General features: G+C 53.9%; 31 protein-coding genes and 9 pseudogenes. 21 read left to right on the top strand and 19 right to left on the bottom strand.

The genetic code is table 11. The annotated features are described in order from the left end of the window. The first annotated feature begins 165 nt into the window (after positions 1-165). The 8 genes and pseudogenes from QMO62_RS33035 (at position 166) to QMO62_RS33070 (ending at position 4,614) form a co-directional block, all read left to right on the top strand. Positions 166-386 (top strand): annotated as a pseudogene (locus tag QMO62_RS33035) (spore coat associated protein CotJA). Positions 387-404: 18 nt separating this feature from the next. Beyond that, positions 405-674, top strand: a complete 270-nt coding sequence (locus QMO62_RS33040; RefSeq protein WP_284641223.1) for a spore coat protein CotJB — start codon at positions 405-407, stop codon at positions 672-674. 102 nt (positions 675-776) lie between these two features. Next, positions 777-1,346, top strand: coding sequence for a manganese catalase family protein (locus QMO62_RS33045; RefSeq protein WP_284646833.1), 570 nt, complete (start codon positions 777-779; stop codon positions 1,344-1,346). A 25-nt stretch (positions 1,347-1,371) separates the two neighbouring features. Continuing rightward, a complete protein-coding gene (locus QMO62_RS33050; RefSeq protein WP_284641168.1) occupies positions 1,372-1,746 on the top strand; it encodes a hypothetical protein in 375 nt (124 codons plus the stop codon). Positions 1,747-1,872: 126 nt separating this feature from the next. Further along, entirely contained in the window at positions 1,873-2,073 is a 201-nt protein-coding gene (locus tag QMO62_RS33055; protein WP_284641167.1) for a hypothetical protein, read from the top strand. Between the two features lie 650 nt (positions 2,074-2,723). Then, positions 2,724-3,245 carry a CBO0543 family protein gene (locus tag QMO62_RS33060; protein ID WP_284646834.1) on the top strand — a complete coding sequence of 174 codons (522 nt, stop codon included), beginning with the start codon at positions 2,724-2,726 and terminating at the stop codon, positions 3,243-3,245. 149 nt (positions 3,246-3,394) lie between these two features. Beyond that, positions 3,395-3,784: a DUF6010 family protein gene (locus QMO62_RS33065; RefSeq protein ID WP_284641165.1), complete on the top strand. Its 390-nt coding sequence runs from the start codon at positions 3,395-3,397 to the stop codon at positions 3,782-3,784. Positions 3,785-3,935: 151 nt separating this feature from the next. Further along, a pseudogene (locus tag QMO62_RS33070) lies at positions 3,936-4,614 on the top strand (HAD family hydrolase). A 58-nt stretch (positions 4,615-4,672) separates the two neighbouring features. Here QMO62_RS33070 and QMO62_RS33075 read toward each other — a convergent pair. From QMO62_RS33075 to QMO62_RS33105, 8 genes and pseudogenes are all read right to left on the bottom strand, one after another. After that, complete coding sequence (locus tag QMO62_RS33075) at positions 4,673-4,810, bottom strand: hypothetical protein (protein WP_284646835.1); 138 nt, start codon at positions 4,808-4,810, stop codon at positions 4,673-4,675. Continuing rightward, the gene (locus QMO62_RS33080) at positions 4,807-5,565 is read right to left on the bottom strand and encodes a YheC/YheD family protein (protein WP_284646836.1); all 759 of its coding nucleotides are present in this window, start codon (positions 5,563-5,565) and stop codon (positions 4,807-4,809) included. The genes QMO62_RS33075 and QMO62_RS33080 overlap by 4 nt, the downstream gene beginning before the upstream one ends. A gap of 38 nt (positions 5,566-5,603) precedes the next feature. Then, positions 5,604-5,798, bottom strand: coding sequence for a hypothetical protein (locus QMO62_RS33085; RefSeq protein ID WP_284646837.1), 195 nt, complete (start codon positions 5,796-5,798; stop codon positions 5,604-5,606). Between the two features lie 7 nt (positions 5,799-5,805). Beyond that, the gene (locus QMO62_RS33355) at positions 5,806-6,333 is read right to left on the bottom strand and encodes a YheC/YheD family protein (RefSeq protein ID WP_348651757.1); all 528 of its coding nucleotides are present in this window, start codon (positions 6,331-6,333) and stop codon (positions 5,806-5,808) included. Between the two features lie 4 nt (positions 6,334-6,337). After that, entirely contained in the window at positions 6,338-6,604 is a 267-nt protein-coding gene (locus tag QMO62_RS33360; RefSeq protein WP_348651758.1) for a YheC/YheD family protein, read from the bottom strand. Between the two features lie 15 nt (positions 6,605-6,619). Beyond that, complete coding sequence (locus tag QMO62_RS33365) at positions 6,620-6,925, bottom strand: hypothetical protein (protein ID WP_348651759.1); 306 nt, start codon at positions 6,923-6,925, stop codon at positions 6,620-6,622. A 61-nt stretch (positions 6,926-6,986) separates the two neighbouring features. Beyond that, positions 6,987-8,348: pseudogene (locus QMO62_RS33095) on the bottom strand (YheC/YheD family endospore coat-associated protein). A 166-nt stretch (positions 8,349-8,514) separates the two neighbouring features. Beyond that, a pseudogene (locus QMO62_RS33105) lies at positions 8,515-9,221 on the bottom strand (YheC/YheD family protein). Between QMO62_RS33105 and QMO62_RS33110 the strand changes: the two are divergent. Then, positions 9,190-9,453 (top strand): hypothetical protein, encoded by a 264-nt coding sequence (locus QMO62_RS33110; protein ID WP_284646840.1) that lies wholly within the window; start codon positions 9,190-9,192, stop codon positions 9,451-9,453. The pseudogene QMO62_RS33105 and the gene QMO62_RS33110 overlap by 32 nt on opposite strands. A 9-nt stretch (positions 9,454-9,462) precedes the next feature. Here the strand turns inward: QMO62_RS33110 and QMO62_RS33115 are convergent, their stop codons facing one another. The 7 genes and pseudogenes from QMO62_RS33115 to QMO62_RS33145 all read right to left on the bottom strand — a co-directional run. Beyond that, positions 9,463-9,726: a hypothetical protein gene (locus QMO62_RS33115; protein WP_284646841.1), complete on the bottom strand. Its 264-nt coding sequence runs from the start codon at positions 9,724-9,726 to the stop codon at positions 9,463-9,465. A gap of 23 nt (positions 9,727-9,749) precedes the next feature. Then, positions 9,750-9,935 (bottom strand): YheC/YheD family protein, encoded by a 186-nt coding sequence (locus tag QMO62_RS33120; RefSeq protein WP_284646842.1) that lies wholly within the window; start codon positions 9,933-9,935, stop codon positions 9,750-9,752. A 7-nt stretch (positions 9,936-9,942) separates the two neighbouring features. Beyond that, positions 9,943-10,446: a YheC/YheD family protein gene (locus QMO62_RS33125; RefSeq protein WP_284646843.1), complete on the bottom strand. Its 504-nt coding sequence runs from the start codon at positions 10,444-10,446 to the stop codon at positions 9,943-9,945. Positions 10,447-10,512: 66 nt separating this feature from the next. After that, positions 10,513-10,935 carry a hypothetical protein gene (locus tag QMO62_RS33130; RefSeq protein WP_284646844.1) on the bottom strand — a complete coding sequence of 141 codons (423 nt, stop codon included), beginning with the start codon at positions 10,933-10,935 and terminating at the stop codon, positions 10,513-10,515. Positions 10,936-11,322: 387 nt separating this feature from the next. Beyond that, positions 11,323-12,105 carry an HAD hydrolase family protein gene (locus tag QMO62_RS33135; protein ID WP_284646845.1) on the bottom strand — a complete coding sequence of 261 codons (783 nt, stop codon included), beginning with the start codon at positions 12,103-12,105 and terminating at the stop codon, positions 11,323-11,325. Between the two features lie 109 nt (positions 12,106-12,214). Continuing rightward, positions 12,215-12,514, bottom strand: coding sequence for a DeoR/GlpR family DNA-binding transcription regulator (locus tag QMO62_RS33140; RefSeq protein WP_284646846.1), 300 nt, complete (start codon positions 12,512-12,514; stop codon positions 12,215-12,217). A gap of 232 nt (positions 12,515-12,746) precedes the next feature. Beyond that, a pseudogene (locus tag QMO62_RS33145) lies at positions 12,747-12,815 on the bottom strand (hypothetical protein); the annotation flags it as partial. A gap of 326 nt (positions 12,816-13,141) precedes the next feature. Here QMO62_RS33145 and QMO62_RS33150 point away from each other — a divergent pair. From QMO62_RS33150 to QMO62_RS33175, 6 genes and pseudogenes are all read left to right on the top strand, one after another. Beyond that, on the top strand, positions 13,142-13,381 hold the full coding sequence (locus QMO62_RS33150; protein WP_284646847.1) for an acyltransferase family protein: 240 nt from the start codon (positions 13,142-13,144) through the stop codon (positions 13,379-13,381). Positions 13,382-13,561: 180 nt separating this feature from the next. After that, the gene (locus tag QMO62_RS33155) at positions 13,562-13,837 is read left to right on the top strand and encodes a hypothetical protein (RefSeq protein ID WP_284646848.1); all 276 of its coding nucleotides are present in this window, start codon (positions 13,562-13,564) and stop codon (positions 13,835-13,837) included. A 79-nt stretch (positions 13,838-13,916) separates the two neighbouring features. Beyond that, entirely contained in the window at positions 13,917-14,177 is a 261-nt protein-coding gene (locus QMO62_RS33160) for an acyltransferase family protein (protein ID WP_284646849.1), read from the top strand. Positions 14,178-14,262: 85 nt separating this feature from the next. Then, entirely contained in the window at positions 14,263-14,463 is a 201-nt protein-coding gene (locus QMO62_RS33165; protein WP_284646850.1) for a hypothetical protein, read from the top strand. Between the two features lie 225 nt (positions 14,464-14,688). Beyond that, the gene (locus QMO62_RS33170) at positions 14,689-14,940 is read left to right on the top strand and encodes a hypothetical protein (RefSeq protein ID WP_284646851.1); all 252 of its coding nucleotides are present in this window, start codon (positions 14,689-14,691) and stop codon (positions 14,938-14,940) included. Positions 14,941-15,146: 206 nt separating this feature from the next. Continuing rightward, positions 15,147-16,486 (top strand): annotated as a pseudogene (locus QMO62_RS33175) (DRTGG domain-containing protein). On the opposite strand, the pseudogene helD reads toward QMO62_RS33175, so the two are convergent. The 4 genes and pseudogenes from helD to QMO62_RS33195 all read right to left on the bottom strand — a co-directional run bounded on the left by helD (position 16,470) and on the right by QMO62_RS33195 (position 20,471). Continuing rightward, positions 16,470-18,825, bottom strand: a pseudogene (helD, locus tag QMO62_RS33180) (RNA polymerase recycling motor HelD). The pseudogenes QMO62_RS33175 and helD sit on opposite strands and share 17 nt — an antisense overlap. Positions 18,826-19,239: 414 nt before the next feature. Beyond that, on the bottom strand, positions 19,240-19,524 hold the full coding sequence (locus QMO62_RS33185; protein ID WP_284646852.1) for a YtpI family protein: 285 nt from the start codon (positions 19,522-19,524) through the stop codon (positions 19,240-19,242). Between the two features lie 63 nt (positions 19,525-19,587). After that, positions 19,588-19,734 (bottom strand): hypothetical protein, encoded by a 147-nt coding sequence (locus tag QMO62_RS33190; RefSeq protein WP_284646853.1) that lies wholly within the window; start codon positions 19,732-19,734, stop codon positions 19,588-19,590. Between the two features lie 405 nt (positions 19,735-20,139). After that, a pseudogene (locus QMO62_RS33195) lies at positions 20,140-20,471 on the bottom strand (YtrH family sporulation protein). Between the two features lie 138 nt (positions 20,472-20,609). On the opposite strand from QMO62_RS33195, the gene QMO62_RS33200 reads away from it, so the two are divergent. From QMO62_RS33200 to QMO62_RS33220, 6 genes and pseudogenes are all read left to right on the top strand, one after another. Then, positions 20,610-20,978, top strand: coding sequence for a PHP domain-containing protein (locus tag QMO62_RS33200; protein WP_284646854.1), 369 nt, complete (start codon positions 20,610-20,612; stop codon positions 20,976-20,978). 4 nt (positions 20,979-20,982) lie between these two features. Next, positions 20,983-21,129 (top strand): PHP domain-containing protein, encoded by a 147-nt coding sequence (locus QMO62_RS33370; protein WP_348651760.1) that lies wholly within the window; start codon positions 20,983-20,985, stop codon positions 21,127-21,129. After that, positions 21,065-21,268 (top strand): hypothetical protein, encoded by a 204-nt coding sequence (locus tag QMO62_RS33205; RefSeq protein ID WP_284646855.1) that lies wholly within the window; start codon positions 21,065-21,067, stop codon positions 21,266-21,268. Before QMO62_RS33370 ends, QMO62_RS33205 begins: the two co-directional genes overlap by 65 nt. Next, positions 21,269-21,589, top strand: a complete 321-nt coding sequence (locus QMO62_RS33210; protein ID WP_284646856.1) for a hypothetical protein — start codon at positions 21,269-21,271, stop codon at positions 21,587-21,589. Next, positions 21,546-21,737 carry a hypothetical protein gene (locus QMO62_RS33215; RefSeq protein ID WP_284646857.1) on the top strand — a complete coding sequence of 64 codons (192 nt, stop codon included), beginning with the start codon at positions 21,546-21,548 and terminating at the stop codon, positions 21,735-21,737. Before QMO62_RS33210 ends, QMO62_RS33215 begins: the two co-directional genes overlap by 44 nt. Next, positions 21,695-22,189 (top strand): annotated as a pseudogene (locus QMO62_RS33220) (hypothetical protein). The gene QMO62_RS33215 and the pseudogene QMO62_RS33220 overlap by 43 nt, the downstream one beginning before the upstream one ends. Positions 22,190-22,303 lie beyond the last annotated feature (114 nt).

A 22,303-nucleotide genomic window follows, 5' to 3' on the forward strand; every position in this document is an offset into this window, starting at 1 on the left:
GTGCTCTGCAGCTGCTGGATAAATAATACCAGTATTCCGGGAGCTTGTAAGCTCATAACAGACAGGCAATGTCTATATAATAGAGGTAGTGGTTGTAAGATGAGCTCCTTACTGAAGCTCGGTCCAACGTATCACTTCCGTGGTTGTACAAAGGAGGTATGGCTTGTGAATCAACAGAATCAACAAGTGAAGGTATGGTTTCCCTTCGTCAGTCCCAATGACCCTTGCCCCCCGATCGAATGCAAAACCTTCGTCACACCGCCAAATCTTTATATCCCGTTTCAGCCGCCGGGATTGCCGCAATATCACCTATGAGGCACTGGCGTAGAGGAACGCTGTGGCCTGCCCTGTTCAGTCCTTACGAGCCCAAACGAAACGAATCTTAACTCGAGGAGGGATGTTCTATGACCCATGCATTGCCGGAAAAATATTACACCACCCTTCATGAGCTTCAGGCCATCGATTTTGTCCTCGTGGAGCTGACCCTGTACCTTGACACCCACCCCGATGATGAACAGGCCATCAGGCAGTTTAATCAATTCACTCATCAGCGGCTGCAGGTGGCGCATCAATTTCAGATGGAATTCGGACCGCTTACGCAGTACGGCCACAGCTTCGGCTTCAGCAAGCATCCATGGCAGTGGGCGGAAGGCCCTTGGCCGTGGCAGGTATAGGCACGCACGTGGCGCTTAACGTTGTAAAGCAGGCTGAGCTTTAATCGTTGCAGCGCCATGGCAGGGTTCTCTTAAACATTCGTTAACGGAGGGGAGCGTACTATGTGGATCTATGAGAAGAAGCTGCAGTATCCGGTACGGGTCGGCAAGTGTGACGTACGCATGGCCAAACTGCTCTTGGAGCAGTATGGCGGAGCGGATGGAGAATTGGCAGCTGCGTTACGGTACTTAAACCAACGTTATTCGATACCGGATAAGGTGATCGGGCTGCTGACGGATATTGGGACGGAGGAATTTGCCCATCTAGAAATGATTGCGACCATGGTGTATAAGCTGACAAAGGATGCGACACCGGAGATGCTGAAGGCCGCGGGACTCGATGATCATTACGTGGCGCACGACAATGCCCTGTTTTATCAAAATGCCAGCGGTGTGCCGTGGACAGCGGCCTACATACAGGCGAAGGGTGACCCGATCGCCGATTTGTACGAGGATATTGCGGCTGAAGAGAAGGCCAGAGCTACATACCAATGGCTCATCGATATGACCGACGATGTCGATTTGCAAGACGGTCTGAAATTCCTGCGGGAGCGGGAGGTTGTGCATTCGATGCGCTTCCGTGAAGCGGTCGAAATTCTTAAGGCGGACCGGCAGCAGAAGAAAATATTTTAAATAAGATCAATGGGAGGTTGGCGCTGTGCAGAAGGAGGATATTCTGCTGGAGCTGCAGTCGCTCCCGGAACGGGTACTGCGGGCGGAGCAGGATTATTTGAAGGCGTTGTCCTACTTGGAGGAGAGCAGGCTGGCGTTAACGGCCAAGACGAACGAGCTTTTCTACCAGGGGACGATTCAGGGCAAGAATGAGCAGGCGCGTGAGGCGGAGCTATGGCCTCATACGCATGAGCTGCGACGTCTTGTATTGAAGGCGAAGCTGGCTGCGGAGCAGGCGAAGAGCGAGCTGACTTATGTCAGGAATAAACTGGACAATACAAGACTTATTGCCCAGATGGTGCTGCATGCCCCACCGGCCGCTGCAAGCTACGATAACTGGGCCGCCGGCCCGATGGATTAGCTTAAGAACTGGCATGCCCCTGTGGGTGTGCTATTTTTTTGTATAGTTAAGCCCCCCTTGTATAAAGAACGTTTGTTCTGTATAACATAGTATAGAACAAACGTTCTTATTAGAGGTGAAATATGTATGAATATGGGAAAATACGTTGGAAAAACAATTGATATTATTTATATTGGCCTTGACGAACGAATCACCCAGCGGCGGATCCATGTGAAATCATCAGTTGGCGGTATCGTTAAGGCACATTGTTTACATCGAAATGATCCAAGAACTTTTCGAATTGAGAACATTCTGGCAGTGAAGCCGGTGAATCAATATGCTTCATGATGCCGAGCGTAAGCTGTTACGTATAATTGGAAACTTTACAGCTATCCGTAGAAGAACGCCAACGATCCACGAACTAACGATCAAGACAGGGCGGAATGAAAAACGTGTATGGGATTCGCTTGCGATACTGGCTAAAGAAGGTTTTATCGAATGGGATAAAACAGATCCGGAGACAATCCTTATCATACGCGCCTGGGAGGATCCTCCGCCGGAGGACTTTAGGTTATTTACGGAATGAATACAAGCTGGTTAGTGTTGGCTTAAAAGCCTATGGATATTGCTGTTCGAGCCATGACTGTGCACATGAGCATCCATGAGAACCGGGCATGCCTGTTGGATGGTAAAATCTAGACATAAAGAAGGCTGCAAATGGAACGCCTAATGATGAATATGCAAGAAAACCAGGGAGGAGAGTCAGTCGCATGGCAAAAATCATTTTCGCATTGAACCAGTAAGGAAATAGCGTAATATTACTGTTATTAATTGTGTACCCTAAGGACAACAAGGAGGGAACACAAGGATGACGCAAACACAAGCTGATTATTTTCATAATATAGTATCGACTCAAGAACGGCTTACTCGTGAGGGGGTTAATTATTTGGTCTCTATACTCCAATTTTACCACTTGGCAATTTTGGACAATCCTGGCTATGCTTATTATCCCACTCATTCTAGTATACAGGTTTATTGATCGTACAAAGATATACCAAATCGCATTTTTTGGGTTCGCCACTCATGTGCTCTTTGCTTATACAGATGTATTCGGCATCCGTTACGGGTTATGGGGATACCCATATCAGGTAATACCGTTTCTGCCCAGTGTTTCATTGGATGCTGCGCTAATTCCGGTAGCGATCATGTTCGTCTATCAATGGACCCTTAAGCGAGGGAAAAACTTTCACCTGTATGCCGTCTTAACTGCACTGGCATTTGGGTTTGGTTTCAAACCATTACTGGTCATGTTCGGTTTGTTCGAAAAATACAAGTGGGTAAATTACTTTATCATCTTCCTTATTTATATAACCCTGTATGAGGCGGCCTACCTGCTAACCTCCTTATTTTCGAAAATGAAAACCTCTAATCCGAAGAGGCAGGGCAGACAGGATCACAGGGTTAAGATGAACGATGTGAACCTCAAGCTGCCAGGCAGGAAGAGAAGCAAGGTTACGTAAATAGCTTGAAGGAAAAGGCATGCCGGCGGCGTGCCTTTTTTTGCGTGAAGGGCGCAATCATTTGCGTGAAGCGGGTACATTTTTTGCGCTTTTGTTGTAATCTCCAAGTGCTAAGATATGCATAGGAAATTACACTAGGAGGATGTATCATGTCAAACCAAGGGAAAATAATTGTTGGAGGTATCTTACTCGCCTTATTGACCATTAGATGCTTTTACTGGTTTTATTCACCGATCGCTTATGAAATGTTCGCGTTATTCTTAGGATATACCGCCTGCGTTTATTTGGGGGCTGCTTTAGCAGATTCGCGAATCCAATGGATCTCTGTTGAGTTTGGAATGTCTCTTCTGTTTTTTACGATAGCAGCCATGGGATTATTGGTTTCCCCGATGTGGATTGGAATCGGATTTGCCTTGCACGGAATATGGGATATGCTGCACCATCCGAAAGTGATCAAGACCAAGGTAATCCACTGGTTTCCGCCTCTCTGTGCGATCTTTGACGTTACCGTGGCCGCATATATTTTTATCTTTTTTTAATTTACTTGGACAAAAGCACTCCGCACCAAACTGAGATGAAACGAAGCCCGCGGGGTTCCCGACAGCAACTAATTCCTTCGAGGTGCGGTTTGACTTTACCGGGAAATCATGGTTGTATAATACGTAAAAAAGTGTTTCGGGAGGGGAACCGATGACTGGGAAATGGACGAAGCCGGAAGCGATGATCTTCGATCTCGACGGCACGTTGTTTCAAACGGAAACATTGCTGCTGCCGGCGTATTATGCCACCTTTGATCAGCTGCGGAAGGAAGGCCTGTTTCAAGGAGAGACACCGCCGGAGAAGCATATTCTCGGTGCGCTGGGGAATGCTGCTTGAGCATATATGGCAGCAGGTGATGCCGGATTACGGTGCCGAGGTGCATCGACGGGCGGACGAGCTTCTGTTGAACTACCAGCTCGAGGGGATGGCTCGCAAGGAAGGGAAGTTATATGACGGTGTGGCCCGCACGCTGCAGGCTGCGCGGGAGCAGGGCATCAAGCTGTTTATAGCCAGTAACGGGCTTGAAGCATACGTTAAGGGAGTTATCCGCATGCAGGGCCTCGAGCCGTTGTTCGAGAAGGATGGGTTGTATAACGCGGGAGAGTACCAAACACGCTCCAAGAATGATCTGGTTCGATTGCTGCTCGAACGGCATCAGCTGAAGTCGGCCTGGATGGTTGGCGACCGCTCGTCCGATGTGGAGGCAGGGCATGCCAACGGCTTGAAGGTGATCGGCTGCGATTACGCCGGCTTCCGTAAAGAAGGAGAGCTCGACGATGCGGATGTGATCATTAACCGGTTTGAGGATCTGTTAACGCTGATACAATAATAACGAAACCCCTTGCTTAGGCCATGAAGGCCGGCAGGGGGTTTGTTGTAGGTAAAGGTTACTCTTTTTTCTCTTCGGCCGGCTTCTTCTGCTTTAGCAGCCAGAGCGCATACTCCAGCGGGGTGTAATCGCTCTCCGGTACGTTTCCGTTTCCCCGATCCGGTAGAATACTTCCCGCGACGGCTTCGGAATTCACTTCCAGGAGCCACACATGGCCCTTCGGGTCAATCCGCCAAATCGATGCCGACCTCGCATAAACGTCCGAACTTCTCTTCCAAATGCTTCACGACATTCAAGCCGAGAGTATACGCGCTTTTGTTTGATTTGATCTACCTTTGCCTGCGAGCCGAATCTCCGTTTCAGCAAGGTTTCCATCGGTGCCGCCGAGCCCCCGCCATGAAGGTTGGACGTCACGGGAGCGCTTCGGTCCGACACCGTCCGGCGCAGCCGGTAACCTGCCACACCCCCGGTGCTGTCCTTCTGAACGAGCATCCGAAAGTCGTGAACGCGTCCGTCCTTCAGCTGGAGAGGAATCCCCTGCTGTAAAATATACCGATGGCCCAGCTTCCAGCCGGAAACCCGGCTCGTAATTTGCTCAGGCGTGACCTTCTGCGGAAGGAGAATGCGCCGATTCGGGTCACGCCCCTGAAGCAAACAGTGCTCGCCGCCCGGAAGACGCTGCAGACGAAGGATGCCCCGCCCTCCGGTGCCGTTCATCGGTTTCATGTAGACGATGGAGTGCTTCTTCATGAAATTCGCAATGCTTTTCGCATCCTCGAATTTCTCCGTATCCGGCATATGCGGCTTGATTTGGTCGTGCTCGGACAAAATCCGATGCATCGTCCATTTGTTGGCCATCGGTCGGCTAATGTAGCGAAGCTTCGTATGCCGCTCCCGGAAGGCCTTCAGCTTTCGGTAATTGCTCACCCCGTGATAGCCGCGCACGGTCATAGATGATGGGTGGGAACGAAGTCCACTTGCGTTCCCACTTACCCCTTCTCCGGATTATACGACAGCGCATGAATGCGAGGTCCTTTGCTCTCATGTACGTCATCCGGCGTGAAGACGAGCACCTCCAGCCCAAGCTTGCGCCCGTTGACACAGAGCTTGCGGAAGAAGGAAAGCTCCTCCAGCTTTTTTCCTTGCATATACATCGCTAATACACCAACTTGGTAAAGGGGCATGCTGTCGTCACCTGCTTGCATTACGTTTTGTAGTCATCCGTGTCCTACCCGGTTTGGCTGCAGTGCGGACTTTTTTCCTGCGGGATAGAAAGGCGCTGTAAAGAATCAAATTTTCAAGTGATTTCTTGCGGATATGGGGTTCGTCGAATTTCATCGGCTTGGAGTTGGCTTCGAAGAACCATAAGCGGCCATCCGTATCTACGCCAAGATCCATAGACATTTCTCCCAGGACGCTTCCGCTGGCCTTCTCAATCTGTTTCGCAATCAGAAGGGCAGACCTTCTGGCGCTGACGATAATCCGCTTGCTGCCTGCCGCACCGAAGGTGGAGGCAAGCAGCTTTGCCGGGTCGTCGATCGAGCCGCCTCTCGGCACATGGGTAGTGATGCTGGATTTTCCCGCCAGTCTGGCGCCTACGCCCGCAATGCTCCACAAGCCTTTGCCGTTCTTCTGCACCAGCACGCGGAGATCGAATGGGCGCTGCCTATAGCTCGACAGATCGATCCCTTGCTGCATGATATATTCCTTGGAGTCCACAAGCTCACGAACCTGGGACCACAGCTTGAGTCGGCGTCGTATACCTGGAGATGTGGCTCTTGGTTTTTTCCTGAATGCTCAGCTCATATAAGGGGGTGCCGGCAGCTCCGGGCTTTAGGCTCACCTTCATGATCCCCTTCCCGGCTTTGCCTCGAATCGGCTTCAAATACAGGGAGGAATGCTTCTGGAGCAGCTTATCAAGCTCTTCGCTTGAGGTCAGTTTGTGTGTGACCGGAATAAAGCCCTTCGTGTGCCGGATTTCGTCAGCCACTCAAACAAATTCCATTTATTGAAGAAGGGACGGGTTGAAGAAATGAATCTGTCCGTGGCGCAAGCAGGTTTGGATCACCTGCTGCACCTCGGGAAGCAGCTCGAATTTGCGGAAGGGGATCCGGTTATAAATGACATGCGGGATCGGCTGCTCCCCTTCTTCAGCGCTTTGCCGCAAAATCATACGTGTAGCCAACGCGGAGCTCCCGGTAAGTTTAAAATCCTGAACGGTCATCACATAAACCTTCACCTGATGCTCCAGACCAGCCCGGATTAAATCGATAAAGTTTTCCTGATTTTCCCTCGAAAATTCTCTTGTCATCCGAGTAAGTGAGAATGGCCAGCGTAGGCCGCTGCGGCTTCTGCTGTGTGCTCGCGTCCACTCACGAATCCCTCCTTGCCCGAAATCGGCTCAAGTAGAGACAGTAGTCTAAATGTACTGCAGCGAGGCTCTGCCTTGTTCCTTGAGCGCCGGGTGTTTGAAGATCGACCGGCCGGGCTTGGAGTTGGCCTCGAACATCCATACCTTTCGTTCTGATCGATGCCTATGTCGAAGCCGAGCTCTCCCAGGGTATGGCGATGATTTTTCTCTACAGCCTCTGCAAGCTTGATGGCTGCATCCTTGGCCGTTTGCAGCACACTCTCTCCACGTGCACCGTAGACCTGACGCATCACCTGCTCGGGGGTCATCAGCTGGCCTCCGGTTCGAACATGGGTTGTTACGCTGCCTTTACCCGCCTTTTTGGCGCCGATCGCTGCAACGATCCATTGGTCGTTCGAATTTTGGTCATATGGAAGCGGAAGTCAATCGGACAGTTGTCAATCTCGATCAAGCGGATGCCTTGCTGCGCCACATAATGGTTTAAGCGGCGTTTTGGCGGGTCAGCAGCCTCATCAGCCCGTCGAATTTGGCGAAGCGAAGCAGCACATTGCGGCCGCTGCGGCGGAAACGGCATAGTACCCGCGTTTCGGATTGTACGTCAGCCGGTATATGCCGATGCCGAGACTGCCACCGGTCGGTTTTAAATAAATGAACTTGTGCTTCTCGAGCATTTCTCTAATATCCGACGCGGAGGGATTGATTCGGGAATCCGGCACATGCTTGTATGCATCGGTGCCTTCTAGCAGGTTGTAGACATCCCACTTGTCGAAAAAGCTCCAGTTAAACAGCGAATGCCGCGCCGGATAAACGTTTTTGAAGGCGTTCATCGAAGCGAGCTCTCCGCCTTCCGGCTTGGGAGCCGGTTGTATACCACGTCCGGCAGCGGAACCACCTTGCGGACCCAGCCTCCCTCGGAGCGAGGAATGGTTGCTGTTACCGTGCCTTGGTTCCAATTCACTTGGTTTTGGGAAAAGGCAAAGTAATATGCCTTATCTGAGCCGACGCGCATGAATTGGCGGATGAATTCGGTGCGGGAGCCGAAGGGAGCGGTGCTGCTGCTCGAGACGCTGGTCAGAATGCCGATGAGCGGTCCGATCTCGAGCTCTTTGCCGCCGCCGCTGCTTTGGATGAGTGTGCTGCCGAGGCGCGGGATATGAAGCTGCTTATATAAAGTCGCCGGCAAATACATATGCTTGCCGGTTTTCTTGAGCAGTCTCAGACTAAGCTCAAGGCTTTTGCTGCCAAGCCGTAATGTCACGCTTCTCGTTTTGGCCAGTTTGAGGGCGCTGGCAAGCTCACTTGTCAAGAAGACCGCTCGCTCCAGCCGCTGGGTGACGTGAATCGTGCAGGTTGTCAAACTCATGATAAACCTCCTTAGCGCTCCGTGTGCGAAGCGTTCTTCGTAAGGAATCGCGGCCTTGCCTAAGGCCGGCTCATCCGTTGCTGCCGCTCGAGCGTAGCCTTATTTCACCGCTCTTGCGATTGTCCAAAACGTCTGAGTTTACGATCTTCGGGAATCGCTGTTTGCGTCAGTAAATACTTGGCATACCGAATGGGATTTTCAGCGCACGGTTACGCGCCTTATCGTCCTGTAAATAAGTAAAGATGGAGCGGCCGGGTTTGGAGTTCACTTCCAGTATCCAAATATAACCGTCGAGATCGACACCAAAGTCGATGCCGAGCTCGACGAGCCGCCCGTGACAGGATTCGAGCACATCCGGGATGAGCTCGGATAGCCGCGTCAGCTCCTTCTGGAGCTGACGCGCCTTCTCCGGCCCGAACACGCGGGCCAGGAAGGCCCGGCGGCCTCCGCTTTGCCGCCGCCGTGCAGATTCGAGGTCAGGCTGCCGCCCTGACCTTGCCGGACGGCCATGCCGGTCAGCTGCCAGCGACCGGCGCCGTCCTTCTGCACCAGCGAGCGTACGTCGTACGCATCGCCGCTGGCATCGTGCAGCTGCAGGTACGGCTGCACGAGATAGCTGCGCCGCCCCGTGAAGCGGCGCAGCCAGCGCAGCAGCGCTGCGGCGTCGCCGAAGCCGTGCGCGACGCGCCGGTTGCGCGCGTCGCGGCCGCGCACGGAGAAGGCCGCCTCGGCCGTATTCTCCGTGACGGGCGGGCAGCGCTGACGCGGGCCATCCCGGCGCTTTCGCGGCGCACGAGCAGCACGCCGCGTCCCTGCGAGCCGCCCCTGTGGCTTCAGCACGATGGCGTCGCGGCGTTTCAGCCACTCCAGCATCGTGCGGCTGCTGCCGCAGCTCCTCCGTGGGCGGAAGGAAAGGCCGGAGCCGTTCCTCCCGCTGGAGAAGCTGCTGCACCTCCCACTTGCCCTTGAGGCCGTAGCCGAGCAGCCGGACCGGCTGCTGTTCCAGGGAGGCGGCGCAGAGCCGTACGGTAATTGGCATATTCCTTGCGGGTGGAGAAGAAGCATCGATCGTACACCGCATCCGGCAGAGGAAACCACCGGCTGACCCACTGCTTCAGCGACGGTTCATAAACGTAACCGGTGACTCGGGAGAGAGACCATCGATGTCCTCCGGTGAGAAAACAAACACGGTCAGCCCGTAGCGCCGACCGCACACAATCAAGCGGCGGTAGAACCCGCGTTCGTAAAAGGGACGTCTCCTTCGGTACGTGTCGTCATGATGCCCAAGGTGCGTCCGTTCGTTCGCTCCAGCATGGTAATCATCATGCGTTTCACCTTCCTGCTTCGGCAGTTGCCGCGGCCTGGAAGGCAGAAGCATCCCCCTTGGCCCCGGTCTTTGATTTAGAACTTCGCCGCATGGCGAGCATACTGTACGACCGTCTTCACGGACGGGCGGATCTTTCGCTCCGCATTCAGCGGGGTATTGTCATCCTTCGACGGCTTCGAGTTCACCTCGAGCAGCCACACACCCGCCCGGAGGTATCCAAGGCGAGGTCGACCCCCCAGCTCGGCAAAATGTCCCTCCACCTGCGTCTCAATGCCCTTCGCAATCTGTAGGGCGGCGCGCTTCAGCCTGGCGGCCCGGAAGCGGAGGCACCGGCGCGGGCCAGCGCCTCCCTGACGTGCAGAGCGTTCCGCCCCGGGCCAGGTTGGAGACGAACTGGTGGTTGGCCCCTGCAATCCGTCCGACGATGGAGGTGACGGTCCATGATCCGGTATCATCCCGTTGCACGAGCGCCCGGAAATCGATGGGGCGGTCGCCCGCCTGGATCAGGTTCAGGCCTTGCTGGATCTGGTGCCGCCCGGTCTTCACCTTGCCCGAGATGGCCGAGTACAGCTGGGTCAGGCTGCGGTACACCTGCTTTCGGGTACCGTTCAGGCCGGTGAAATGGGCGATATACGTTCCGCCCTCGGAGCGGCGGATGCGAATGATGCCTTTACCCAAGCTGCCCGTGATAGGCTTAAGAAAGACGGAGGCGTATTTGCTGCACATGGATTTCAGCGTGGCAAAATTACGAAGCAGATGGGATTCCGGCAAGTACGTCTGGAGTCCGGCTTCCTTGCGCAGCGCATCGAAGACCTCGCTTTTATTGAGATATTCTCATTAAACATGATGGTGCGGTGCTTGCTTCGGGGCCTGGCTTACAAACTGCTGGACGTGGGGGTAATTTTCGTAGCGGCGAGAGGTAAGACGATTGTACAGTACATGGGGTACAGGAAAGGTAGAGCGAATCCAGCGGCCGCGTAATGCCAGCCCTTGACGGTATCGCCTGCCGTCTTCAGGTCCTCCGGTGTGCAGAAGAAGGACGGCGGCACCGTAGATTTTGCATGCTTCCGTCATTTCGTGGCAGAAGGCGGTCGTTGTACCGAACAGCTTATCACCCGCACTGGCGTTGGCGCGGCTGACCATGACTCCGATTAACGGTCCCAGATGAAGGGAACCCGAGGCGGATTTATATTGCAGACACAAGGAATCGCCGTGTTTCACGCCCCATTTGGCAGCGAGGGTGTCACTGAGCCGCAGCATTCCGCTTGAGTGACAGGGATGACCTTTACCTCTTTGTTTGGCGGACCCAAAGCAAAGGGAGACGGATGGGTTCTGCGAAAGCTTCCATTTCTTCACGAGAGAATCGCTGAGCATAACAACGGAGCCGTCCGGTGAAAGGCTGGCGCTGACATGAATCTTTACCCTTCGTTCTTTTCATTGCGGACCTCCTTCCAGCACAACATACATCTACCAAGTAACGAGCTACTGTCATCATATGAGGGCATCTACACCTTGGTGAATGGACCATGCCGAAAAGTACAGTGTTCATAGGCCCGATGGGAAGGTGCTGCGGCAGGCTGTCCGGCGTCGCCGAAGGGAGGGGAAACAACAAAAAAAGCCGGCGTTTATACACCGGCTTCTCGTAAATTATAGGCCCTGACCCAGGCAATCACATCCGCTACATACGCAGCGGTATGCTTCGCCTTTGCACGTACCTCCGGATGGGCGCCGCCCATAGCGAAGCTGTGCGGCGTCTCCCGAGAACATCGCGAGATCGTTGAACGAATCTCCGATGCATACGGTCTCCTCCGGCAGCACATCGAGCTTCTTCAGCAGCGCATGCAGACCGGTGCCCTTCGAAACGCCCCGCGGCATAACATCCATGCAGTCGATATCGGAAATGTAGGCGTCAATCCGTTCGCCATACTGTCCGAGCAGCTTTTCCTGCAAGCTCCGAAGGCGCTCCACATCGCCGAAAAAGGACATTTTGCCGCACATCACTTCGCGTCCCAGGAGCTCCCTCGCATGGGGAATCTCGTGAAAAGGCGCCATCAGCCTTGCTCCGATGATGCGGGCATGCTCATTCATCCGCTCGACGAAGTAGCTGTCCGGTCCGCAGAGCATGGTCAGGAAGGCATGCCCTCCGCAGCTCCGGCCAGCTCCAGGAGCAGCTCCCCGCTCGAAGGCGTGATGCGAAAGCAGTGTCCCGTCCGAAGTGTGGACATAGGCTCCGTTTTGGGAAATGGAATGAACCCTCCGGTCGATTTCCTTCATGACCGTATCGATTTCGGGATACATGCGGCCTGAGGCGAAGGCTACGGCGACACCCTCCTCCAACATAGCGTGAAGCCCCTTCACATCCTCCTCTCGGATCGAGGAATGATGATGGATCAAGGTACCGTCCAAATCGCTGACAATCAGTTTAATCATAAGTTTTTTCCCCTTCTTCTGCGGCGACGATCAGATGAATGCCGTGCTTGTCAGCAGCTCGGCGAATCGTTCCTCCGGACGCCGGTCCGTGATGATGATATCAATTTGCTCAAGACCTGCAACCCGCGTAAAAGGTACGCTGCCCGAACTTGGAATGATCCACGAGAATAATTACCTGATCCGCCCGCTCGACCATTTCACGATGGACATGGCCTTCGTCCTCATAGGGATTAGAGAGACCTTCGGCGGACAAGGCGGCGGTGCCAAGCAGAAGCTTATCTGCGTGATAATCGCGCAGCATATCGATCGTTCTCGAGCCGGCGATGAAGCGGTGCTTGGGATGTACGACGCCGCCGAGCAAATGCACGGTAACGCCGTTCCTCGCCGACAGCGTACCGGCAATGTCCATCGAATTGGTTACGACAACGTGCTGCGACGTTCCTCAGGCACTCCGCCGCCTGAAGCACAGTCGTAGAGGCGTCCATGAACAAGTAGTCTCCCTCCTGAACCAAAGAGGCGGCGCATGCGCCGATGGCGTGCTTGCCGGTGCTTTCCAGATGGAGCCTTGTATGATAATCGACGACATCCTTCATCAAGGTGGGAAGAATCGCGCCGCCGCGAGTTCGCAGGATGCGGCCTTGCTCTTCCAGCTTAACAATATCCCGTCTGGCGGTATCCCCGGGGATACCTCGAACAGCTCGCAATCTCATCCGTGCTGATGCGGCCCTTGTGCTGCAAGTGCTGCATAATACCGATAAACCTTTCTTCTTGGTACATGACGCTCTCCTCGGGGAATTTGATTTTCTTTCATTGTAAGTGAAAGTAATGCATTAAGGCAAGTGTTTTTAAGTGTAATAAGTATATATGCGTAAATATAAGTGATAACTCGATGGAGTAGGCTGTTACACCCAATATGTTACAATGCTTAATAGCATTTCTTCGACAAAGAGTCGACAACATTTGACGGAAACCGTACCTCCCCCTGCAAAAAAGAAATCACTCCCCAAGCTCCATGAGCTGGATATCGTGAGAGCGATTGCCCATCTTAGCGGTGGTAGCGATTCATGCCACCTCGGAGGCTACCGTGAGCTTCCCGGTCGGCAGCACGGCGCAGGCGGTCTACCTAGCAGTCAACAAGCTGTGCAACTTTGCCGTACCCGTTTTTATTTTATTAAGCGGCGTCGTCCTGTTCTATCGCTACTCGAACGATTGGGGCGCCAAGCAGGGAGTCACCTTTTACCTCAGAAGAGTAAAGCAGGTCGTTATTCCTATCTAGTATGGTCCTTGTTTTATTACCTGTACAACCAATGGATTTTTCAAGGAACACTCTGCATTTCGACTGGCGCGCCTTTCTGGATTTACTGCCGAGGGGCGGATGCCTCGTATCACTTGTATTTCATGACGATTATCGTGCAGTTTTACCTATTGTTCCGCTGCTGATGACCCTGTGCCGGAAATGGTTTTGGTTTCGCCGAAGTCTGTTTTGTTCGGGCTGCTTGTTCAGGCCGTCTTCTATTGCTACAACCGGTATGTGTCGCCTGTAGAGCATGTTCCTTCTCTGGCTGTGACGTATTTCGCGGTATTTGCGGTGGGCGGGCAGATCGGGCTGTATTACCAGCCGTTCATCGAATGGCTGCGGAAGCACATCCGCTGGGTGCTGCCGCTATCGTTGATCATCGGGGCGTCGTTCGCCGGGTCCATTCTATTGGAGCAATACAAGCTTGTCCGTTAAACGGCGTCTGGTATGAAGTCATGTTTCACTCGTATGCGATCTTTGTGGCGATGAGCTTCATCTGGCTCGGGAGAGGCTGTTGAACAAGTGGAACAGCGCTGCGCAATGGCTCATCCGGCTCGGAGCGGTCTCATTCGGTATTTATTTGGTGCATCCGGCGGTCCTTACGTATTGGCATACCCAGGTGGAGCGGGCGACCGGCGACATTCTGCTATACCATGCGTATACACTCGGCGGCTTTGTCGCGACCTTGTTTGTCCCTTGGATTCTGGTCGCTGCCTACGGCCAATTCATGTCTCTTTGGAGAAAAAAAACGAAGCCGCAGCCGGCCAAAGCGTAGCCTGTCCTTTTTTTCGGTGATAATCCGTCCCCTTGCCTCATAGAATGAAGCGTACAAGTTGTTCTGGGGAGGGGAGACAAGGACGATGAAAGGGATACGTAATCTCGTTTATATGGGCTTAACTCTAGGAATGGTCATCTTTGCCGTTCCGCGGTTAAGTTTAAGCGACGGCTTGGCGCCCGAGTCGGTGTTCGGCTTCGTTTGGCTTGCGATGGCGCTCTTGATCGTAGCTGCGCATCTTCACGAGCTGCTGGGCGTGGAGGAGGAGACTCGCGGGAGCTGCTGAAGGTGAAGAAGATGAAGCGATGGCAGCTGGAGCAAATGCTGCAGGGCCGCAGGAAGGTTATGCAGTTCAAAAAATAAATGGCCTGGGGTATGGAAAAGCCTGCCTGCTTTCCGAATGGGAGAGCGGGCAGGCTTTTTGGCATGACAAGAAACTACCACAGCAGACTGACGGCGAGAAGATTAAACAGAGCGAGCGGCAAAACCACATTGTTATAATAGGGATTGAATGCCGGAGACCCGAAGCCTCCGTGCGGCCCAAAGCCGCCGAAGGAAGGAAGGCGCGGCTGTGTCCCGGCATGATTTGGAGGTAGATGAAGTCGCTGTCAATATGCACGATATAGCCGTCATGCGTCTGGCCGTGCACCGTTTGGACGCGGACAGGGCGGTTCATGTGCTGGCTGCAAATGGAATGGAGGCGCTCCCTGCACTTTTTCATAGCACCTGCCGTTTCGGGGTCCAACTGGTAAATCGGCTGTAAAGCGCCGGCTCCGGCCGCGGCTCCGACCGGCTGTAACGGATTCATGGACATGTGTTCTCACTCCTTAACATTCTATAAGCACAAATGGCTATTTCCATCCTATGCAGCACAAACAGGTATAGAGCTGTCAGTCTATTCATTTTTTGTAAAATCGCCTATAATGGGTAATACAGAGTGTGACAGATCAATGGGGAGAGGTATAACAGATGGAGGTTTCCGGTGTACCTGAGGCGGCGACGAAGCACGAGCAGATCATTAAATATATAGAAAGCTTAAAGATCGGCACCAAAATCTCCGTCCGGAAAATCGCCGAACAGCTGGATGTCAGCGAGGGTACGGCATACCGTGCTATTAAAGAGGCGATACGATCGGGCTTGTGGCTACTAAGGAGCGGGTCGGAACCGTACGGGTTGAGAAGAAGCTGCGCGACCAGCTGGATAAGTTAACCTTCGCGGAGGTCGTCAATATGGTGGACGGCGAGGTGCTGGGCGGGAGCGGCGGTTTGAACAAAACGCTGCATAAATTCGTTATCGGCGCGATGGAGCAGGAAGCGATGATGCGCCTATATCGATCCGGGCAGCCTGTTAATTGTAGGTAACCGCTATAAAGCGCATGTACGACGCGTGGAGCAGGGGCCGGCGTACTGATCACCGGGGGCTTCGGGACATCGGAGGAGGTCAAGCAGCTGGCGGACCAGCTGGAGCTTCCGATCATATCAAGCAGCTATGATACGTTTACCGTCGCCTCGATGATTAACCGGGCATCTATGACCGGCTGATCAAGAAGAAGATTTTGCTGATTGAGGATATTATCCCGAAAGGGATGCAGGTGTACGTGCTTAAGGGGAATCAGACGCTGAGGGACTGGCAGCGGCTGCATGAAGAGACGGGGACACAGCCGCTTCCCTGTAGTGGATGAATGGAACCGGGTCATCGGAATGATTACGTCCAATGGACTTCATCGGTGCGGAGCCGCAGCAGACGATCGACAAGCTGATGACGCGGAGCCCTGTCACGGCTGCGCCGAGCACCTCGGTAGCTTCGGCGGCCCACATGATGGTGTGGGAGGGCATCGAGCTGCTGCCGATCATCGACCTTGGCCGTAGGGTAGTAGGCGTGATCAGCCGCAAGGATGTGTTGAAGGCGATGCAGCACACCCAGCGCCAGCCGCAGCACGGGGAGACATTCGAGGACCTGATTTGGTCCGGCTTTCAGGAGGGCAAGGACAAGAACGGCCAGCTCGTCTTCCGCGGCTCGATTACGCCGCAGATGACGAACCGGCTCGGTACGGTGTCCGAAGGGGTGCTGACCGTGCTTATGTCGCAAGCGGCTTACCACGCCGTGCTTGACGTGAAGAAGGGCGATCTCGTGATGGACAATATGTCCTCGTACTTTGTCAAGCCGGTCAAATCGACAGTGAAATTGAAATTCGTCCGAAGATGATTGAAGTCAGCCGCAAGTTCGGGAAAATCGACGTGGAAATTTATCACGGCAGCGCGCTTGTCGCCAAAGCGATGTTAACCGCTCAGGTCATTGAGCAGGGGTAGCCGTATAAAGCTCCTCGCTGACTCCCCCAAGCAGCGGCGTTCGTTCCCCGGTATAGAATAAATGAAGCTCATGCATCGCGCGGGTGCAAACAGTATAGAAAAGCTTGCGCTCGCTTTCTCTGCCGTATTGCTTAGCCGAGGCGTCAAATACGATGACGGCGTCGAATTCCACACCTTTGGCCAAGTAAGAAGGAATCACGAGCACCACCCGCCTCATAGGAGGTCGTTTCCTGCGGATCAAGGCAAGACCGTCTAGATGCCCGCTGAGCGCCCGGTGGGCTTTCTCGCTTTCCTCCGCCGTTTTGCAAATGACCGCAATCGTAGGATGCCCGGCCGACTTCAACTGCCGGAGACGATCCCCAATGCCTTTTGCCAAATCGATAGGGTCTGCAGCCTTCGTCAGAGTCGGCTTGGGACCTTCCCGATGAAACGGCTCTATGAGAGCCCCAGCCGGAAGCAAGGGCTTCGTAACTCGACAATCTGACGGGTCGAGCGGTATGTCCGCGTTAGGATCATCGTTTCGGTTTGCTCGGCGCCATACAGCTCCGGCAGGAATTCCAGGCTGCTGCCGCCCGCGGTATGGGCGTAGATCGCTTGATTAAAGTCACCAAGCACCGTCATTTTACTTCTGGGAAACAAGCCCTTCAAGTAATGGTATGAAACGGCGAATAGTCCTGCCCCTCATCGACGAACACATGGCGAATCCCCGTATTCACTTGAGTGCCTTCCAGGCGCTCGCGGAGGTATAAGTACGGGGTGGTGTCCTCGTAGGCGAGATAGCCTTGATCCAGGTGCTCACTTGTTTGGCTGCAGATGTCCGCCCATTGCTTCGGCAGGGAGGAAGCTACGCATGCTGCCGCTACCTTTGGATCGGTGAAGAACTGTCTGTAGGCCGACGGCACGTCAAGGAAACTAAGGCGCTTGATTTCCGCACGCACCGGCTCCATCTGCTCCCGAACCAGCATCGTGGCGAGAATATGCTTCTCCCGATCGAAATCATCGAACGTATCCTCCGAAGGAAGCTTCTTGCGCTGCAGCTCCTGGTAGGCCTTTAAGTAAGCCTCGGTATCCAGCAAGTCTATCTCGTCCTCAACCAAGGGCTTTAAGCGCTCCGCGCGGGCGATTGGAATCAGCTCCTTCAGCAAGGCATCCCGGAGCAGCCTTAGACGATTCGGGAATGGGCAGCCCTTGATCCAGCTCGTAGAACCGCTTCTGCAGACTTTGTGCGGAGAACAGCACGTCCTCGCGAAACCGGATATCCTGAAACGGAAGGCCTTGCCGGCCTAAGGTAACCACATAAGCATCCAGAGCGTGCAGGTAATCGGTGGAAGCTTTGAACCGAATGCCCTCAAGCCGCGCCGCGTAACCGGGCTCGTGCATGGAAGTCAAGGTGTATTCCATTTGAGCTGCGGGTTCCTCCTGATTGAATTCATGCCCTAACCGGTGCTCCAGATATTCCTGAAACGTCGTTTGCTGCATGTTCTCCTCGCCCAGCTCGGGGAGCCACGGTGGAAACATAGCTGTTGAACATGGAGTTCGGCGAGAAGAGAACGATCTGATCGGCCCTCAGCGTTTCACGAAACGATAGAGCAAGTAAGCTACCCGCTGCAGGGCGGCAGACGTTTTTCCGCTTCCGGCTGCTCCCTGAACGACAAGCAAGCGGCTGCCTACGTTGCGGATGAGCCGGTTCTGCTCCTTCTGGATCGTAGCCACGATGCTGCGCATCTGCGGGTCGGCCTGCTTTCCCAGCACCTCCTGAAGCAGCTCGTCGCCGATGGTTAACTCGTATCGAACAAGCTGCGGAGCTCATTGTCGCGAATGATGAATTGACGCTTCAGCTCCATGCTGCCTGTGATGGTGCCGCCGGGAGTATCGTATTGTGCCGGGCCCGGAGGATAATCGTAATACAAGCTGGAGACCGGGCGCGCCAGTCGTAGATGAGAAACTGATCTCCTTCCTGATTGAGCAGCGAGCCCACGCCGACATAAATAGCCTCGCTTCGCGGCTCTCCGTCCTCCTGAAAGTCGATGCGCCCGAAATATGGCGATTGCAGAAGCCGCTGAGCTTTTTCAGCTGCGACTGCTGCTGACGATGCGCCGTTCACGGTCCGAGATGACCTCCGCCTGCTGCTTCAGGCTTGCCATCGTTTCGACCATTTCCTCAAGACCCTCGACGTTCACTGTTACGTCATCCCAGAAATGCTTGCGGAAGCCGACGATGTCTTCTCTTATGCCGCTGATTTGCTCCTGCAGCGTTTCGGCCCGCTCCTGAATTTCATTTCTCACGGCAGTAATACGGTGCTGCTCCTCAACCCATGCTTGCTCTGATACGCGGCTCATAGCACAGCTCCTTTTCATGAAAGATTTTTTGTGAAGAGGGGTTTGACAACAGGGTTTCGATGTGTTATGATAATATTGAGGAAAACTGATCTTGTTAATCTTTCTTAAAAATGAATCGAGATCAATGATATCATGAAATTATATTGATTGCAATAGAAACGGAGCCCCTAGGGAGGACTCCGTTTTTTTTTGTGTTAAGGCGAGCGCCATTCTCGGCGTTAATGGTCTGGAACGCAGGGAATTTACCGGGATACATACGAATAGCGGCCTTGGGGGACGTTATTCCCTCGAAATAGCCGGTAATTTGCAGAATAGCCTCCCCGCGGACGTTAATGGCGATGAAACGCTAACTAAGGCCCGGCATTCGCTAAACGAAAAGAACCGCGCAGGCTGAAGCCTGACGGTTCCAAGGTCCTACCGGTTAAATAAAGAGTGGTTCCGAATTCCGACGAAGAAGTTGAACGCGCCCAGGATAAAGCAAACCACACCGAAAATGCGCAGTGTTACCGAATCCGTAAAGAAGAACAGCTGGCTGACGGCAATGATGACAAGCATCAGGCCCATGGCGATGTTCATCCGGGAGGAATAAATGCCGCGAAGCTTCGGGTCCTGCTCCCGGCGGTACCGAAGGCTGTAGTATACAGTGAAGATCAGCGTGACAAGAATCAAGGTGCTGAGCACCGCTTGAACGATCAGCATTGGCTAATGCACTTCCTTTATGAGCTTGAATATAAAGGCACCTTACGAAGGCGCAGCTTAACTCTACCCATAACGCGGAAAAAAAGCAATCCTGTCCCTTCGAATCATGACGAGGGGAGGCGCTTCCCATTCTTTTGCGGTAACCCAGACGCGAAGCTCTGTACCGACCAGCAGCATGGTTTTGACGGTAACGATATAATCCTTCTCCATGACGCCCTGAGAACGTCTCTCCGTGAGGATTTCCTCGTACAAGTCCTTCGAGTCGACGTAATGAGGAAATCTTCGTGCCGATCACGACCTTGCCGAACTCCTTGTGAATACGGCGCTTCTCAGCTCGCTTTCCGTAACTTTATCTAAAGGAGGCTGCGGGCTGCTGGTGCTCACTTCGATAATATTCAGAGATTAATCGTGGTTTGCTGATTCTTAGATTTGCGCAGTGTAGCCGTCTCCTCCATAAGCTTCTCGTTATCCGACAGCAGCTCCCTATTCTCCGTAATGATGAGATTCATGTTGTGGCTGTACACCGACATAAAAAAATGCAGCCCGATGATCTACCGGAAATGACGAGGCCGAAGGCGCGCAGGTAGGCGGTGAACAGGTCAAAGCGGGGCACCCTCATCCATTTGCGCCTCCCTTGCAGATCCACTGGATCAGCATCGTTCCTACATGAGCCCCTGTGAAGCGCAGACGATGTACAAAATTTGCTTAATTGCAGGGGAAATATTGCCAAGAGCAAAATTGGTTTCAATCGCCCGAATCGGATCGATCGTGCCGCCAATCGCAGCGACCATAGCCCATATTTTAATCTGTTCGGCGACCAGGGACATCCGGTTGATCGGCGGATCCAGCGTCAGAACGGCACAAATGCCCGCCAGCATCGTTCCCCCCAGCACCACCCCGAACGCAACGAAAAAATCCAACAAACATCTGGATAAAAACATAACCATACGACTGCTCATCCTTTCCCGTATGACAAGCCTTGGCTTGACCCATCCCTCTTGTCCTAATCTATGGCACACTTGTTCGCATTATGCTAAAATTAAGAGAAAACATTTTTTTCTTTCGAGAAACGGAGGCGAAGCGATTTGAGCGGGTTTGTCCATTTGCATGTACATAGCGAGTACAGCTTGCTCGACGGGGCGGCGCGGATCGACGATATGGTCGAACAGGCGGCGAAGCTCGGGATGAAGGCGCTGGCGCTTACCGATCACGGTGTGATGTACGGAGCGATTCCTTTCTATAAAGCGTGCAAGCAGCACGGAATTAAGCCTATCCTTGGGTGCGAGATGTATTTTACCGCCGGCTCGATCAAGCAGAAGGCCGCGAGACAGGAGCAGCCCATCTACCATTTGCTGCTGCTTGCCAAAAATTTGACGGGTTACCGTAACCTGATGAAGCTGGTATCGATCGCTCACCTGGAGGGCTTCCACTATAAGCCCCGCATCGACCCTTGAGCATTTGGCCGCTTACTCCGAGGGCTTGATTTGCACCAGCGCTTGTCTCGGCAGCGAGGTGTCCCAGCATCTTCTGCACGGGCGTTATGAGGAGGCGAAGGCGGCGGCACTCAGGTTACCGCGGTATTTTCGGCGCGGACTTCTATCTTGAGCTGCAGGACCACGGATTGCTGGAGCAAAGGAAAGTCATGCCCGAGATGCTGAAGCTGAGCCGCGAGACGGGCATCCAGTTGGTAGTAACGAACGACGTGCATTACGTGCGGAGCCGGAGCACGCCGTGCAGGATATAATTGATTTGCATTGGCACGGGGAAAACCGTTGAGGATCAGGACCGGCTTCGGTTCTCCACCAGCCAGCTCTATCTTAAGAGCGGGGAGGAGATGAGCCGTGCATTCGCTCATGTGCCGGAGGCCTTGGCCAATACAGCAGCCATTGCGGAACAATGCGAGCTGGAGCTGGAGTTCGGCCGCTCGATCCTGCCTCAATTCGAGCCGATTCCCGAAGGGCGGACAGCAGGCGAATACCTTGCCGAGCTGTGCCAGGTTGGCCCTTCAGCAGCGCTACGGCTTGTCGCAAGAGTGGGAGGATGCAGGCTGGCGAAGAAGCATTGAGGATCGCTTGACTTATGAGCTTGGAGTTATCGAGCGTATGGGGTACTCCGATTATTTTCTAATTCTGTGTGGGACTTCATCCGCTTTGCCAAAGAGAACGGCATCATGGTCGGCCCCGGCAGAGGTTCCTCTGCCGGAAGTCTCGTAGCCTACGTTCTCCGAATAACCGATGTGGATCCGATCCGTTACGAGCTGCTCTTCGAGCGCTTCCTCAATCCGGAGCGGGTCACGATGCCGGATATCGACATTGACTTCAGCGATTCTTCGACGCGATGAGGTCCTCGACTACGTTGTGAAGAAATACGGCCGCGGACCGTGTGGCGCAGATCGTCACCTTCGGTACGATGGCGGCGAAGGCCGCGGGTGCGCGATGTCGGCCGCGTGCTGAGCGTTCCCTATAACGAGGTGGACCGCGCGGCAAAGCTCATCCCGAATCAGCTCGGAATGACGCTCGCCGATGCGCTCAAAGTAAGTCCTGAGCTCAAATCGCTCGCCGAGAAGCATCCGAAGACCGGCGAGCTGCTGGAGCTGGCCATGAAGGTCGAGGGGATGCCGCGTCACGTGTCTACGCATGCCGCCGGCGTTGTGATCTCCCCGTGAGCCGTTAACGCAGTATGTTCCTCTTCAGGAGGGTACGGAGCAGACGCCGCTAACCCAATACTCCATGGAGCATCTGGAATCGATCGGTTTGCTGAAGAATGGATTTTCTCGGCT

This window comes from Paenibacillus silviterrae (assembly GCF_030167925.1).
GTDB lineage: Bacteria > Bacillota > Bacilli > Paenibacillales > NBRC-103111 > Paenibacillus_G > Paenibacillus_G silviterrae.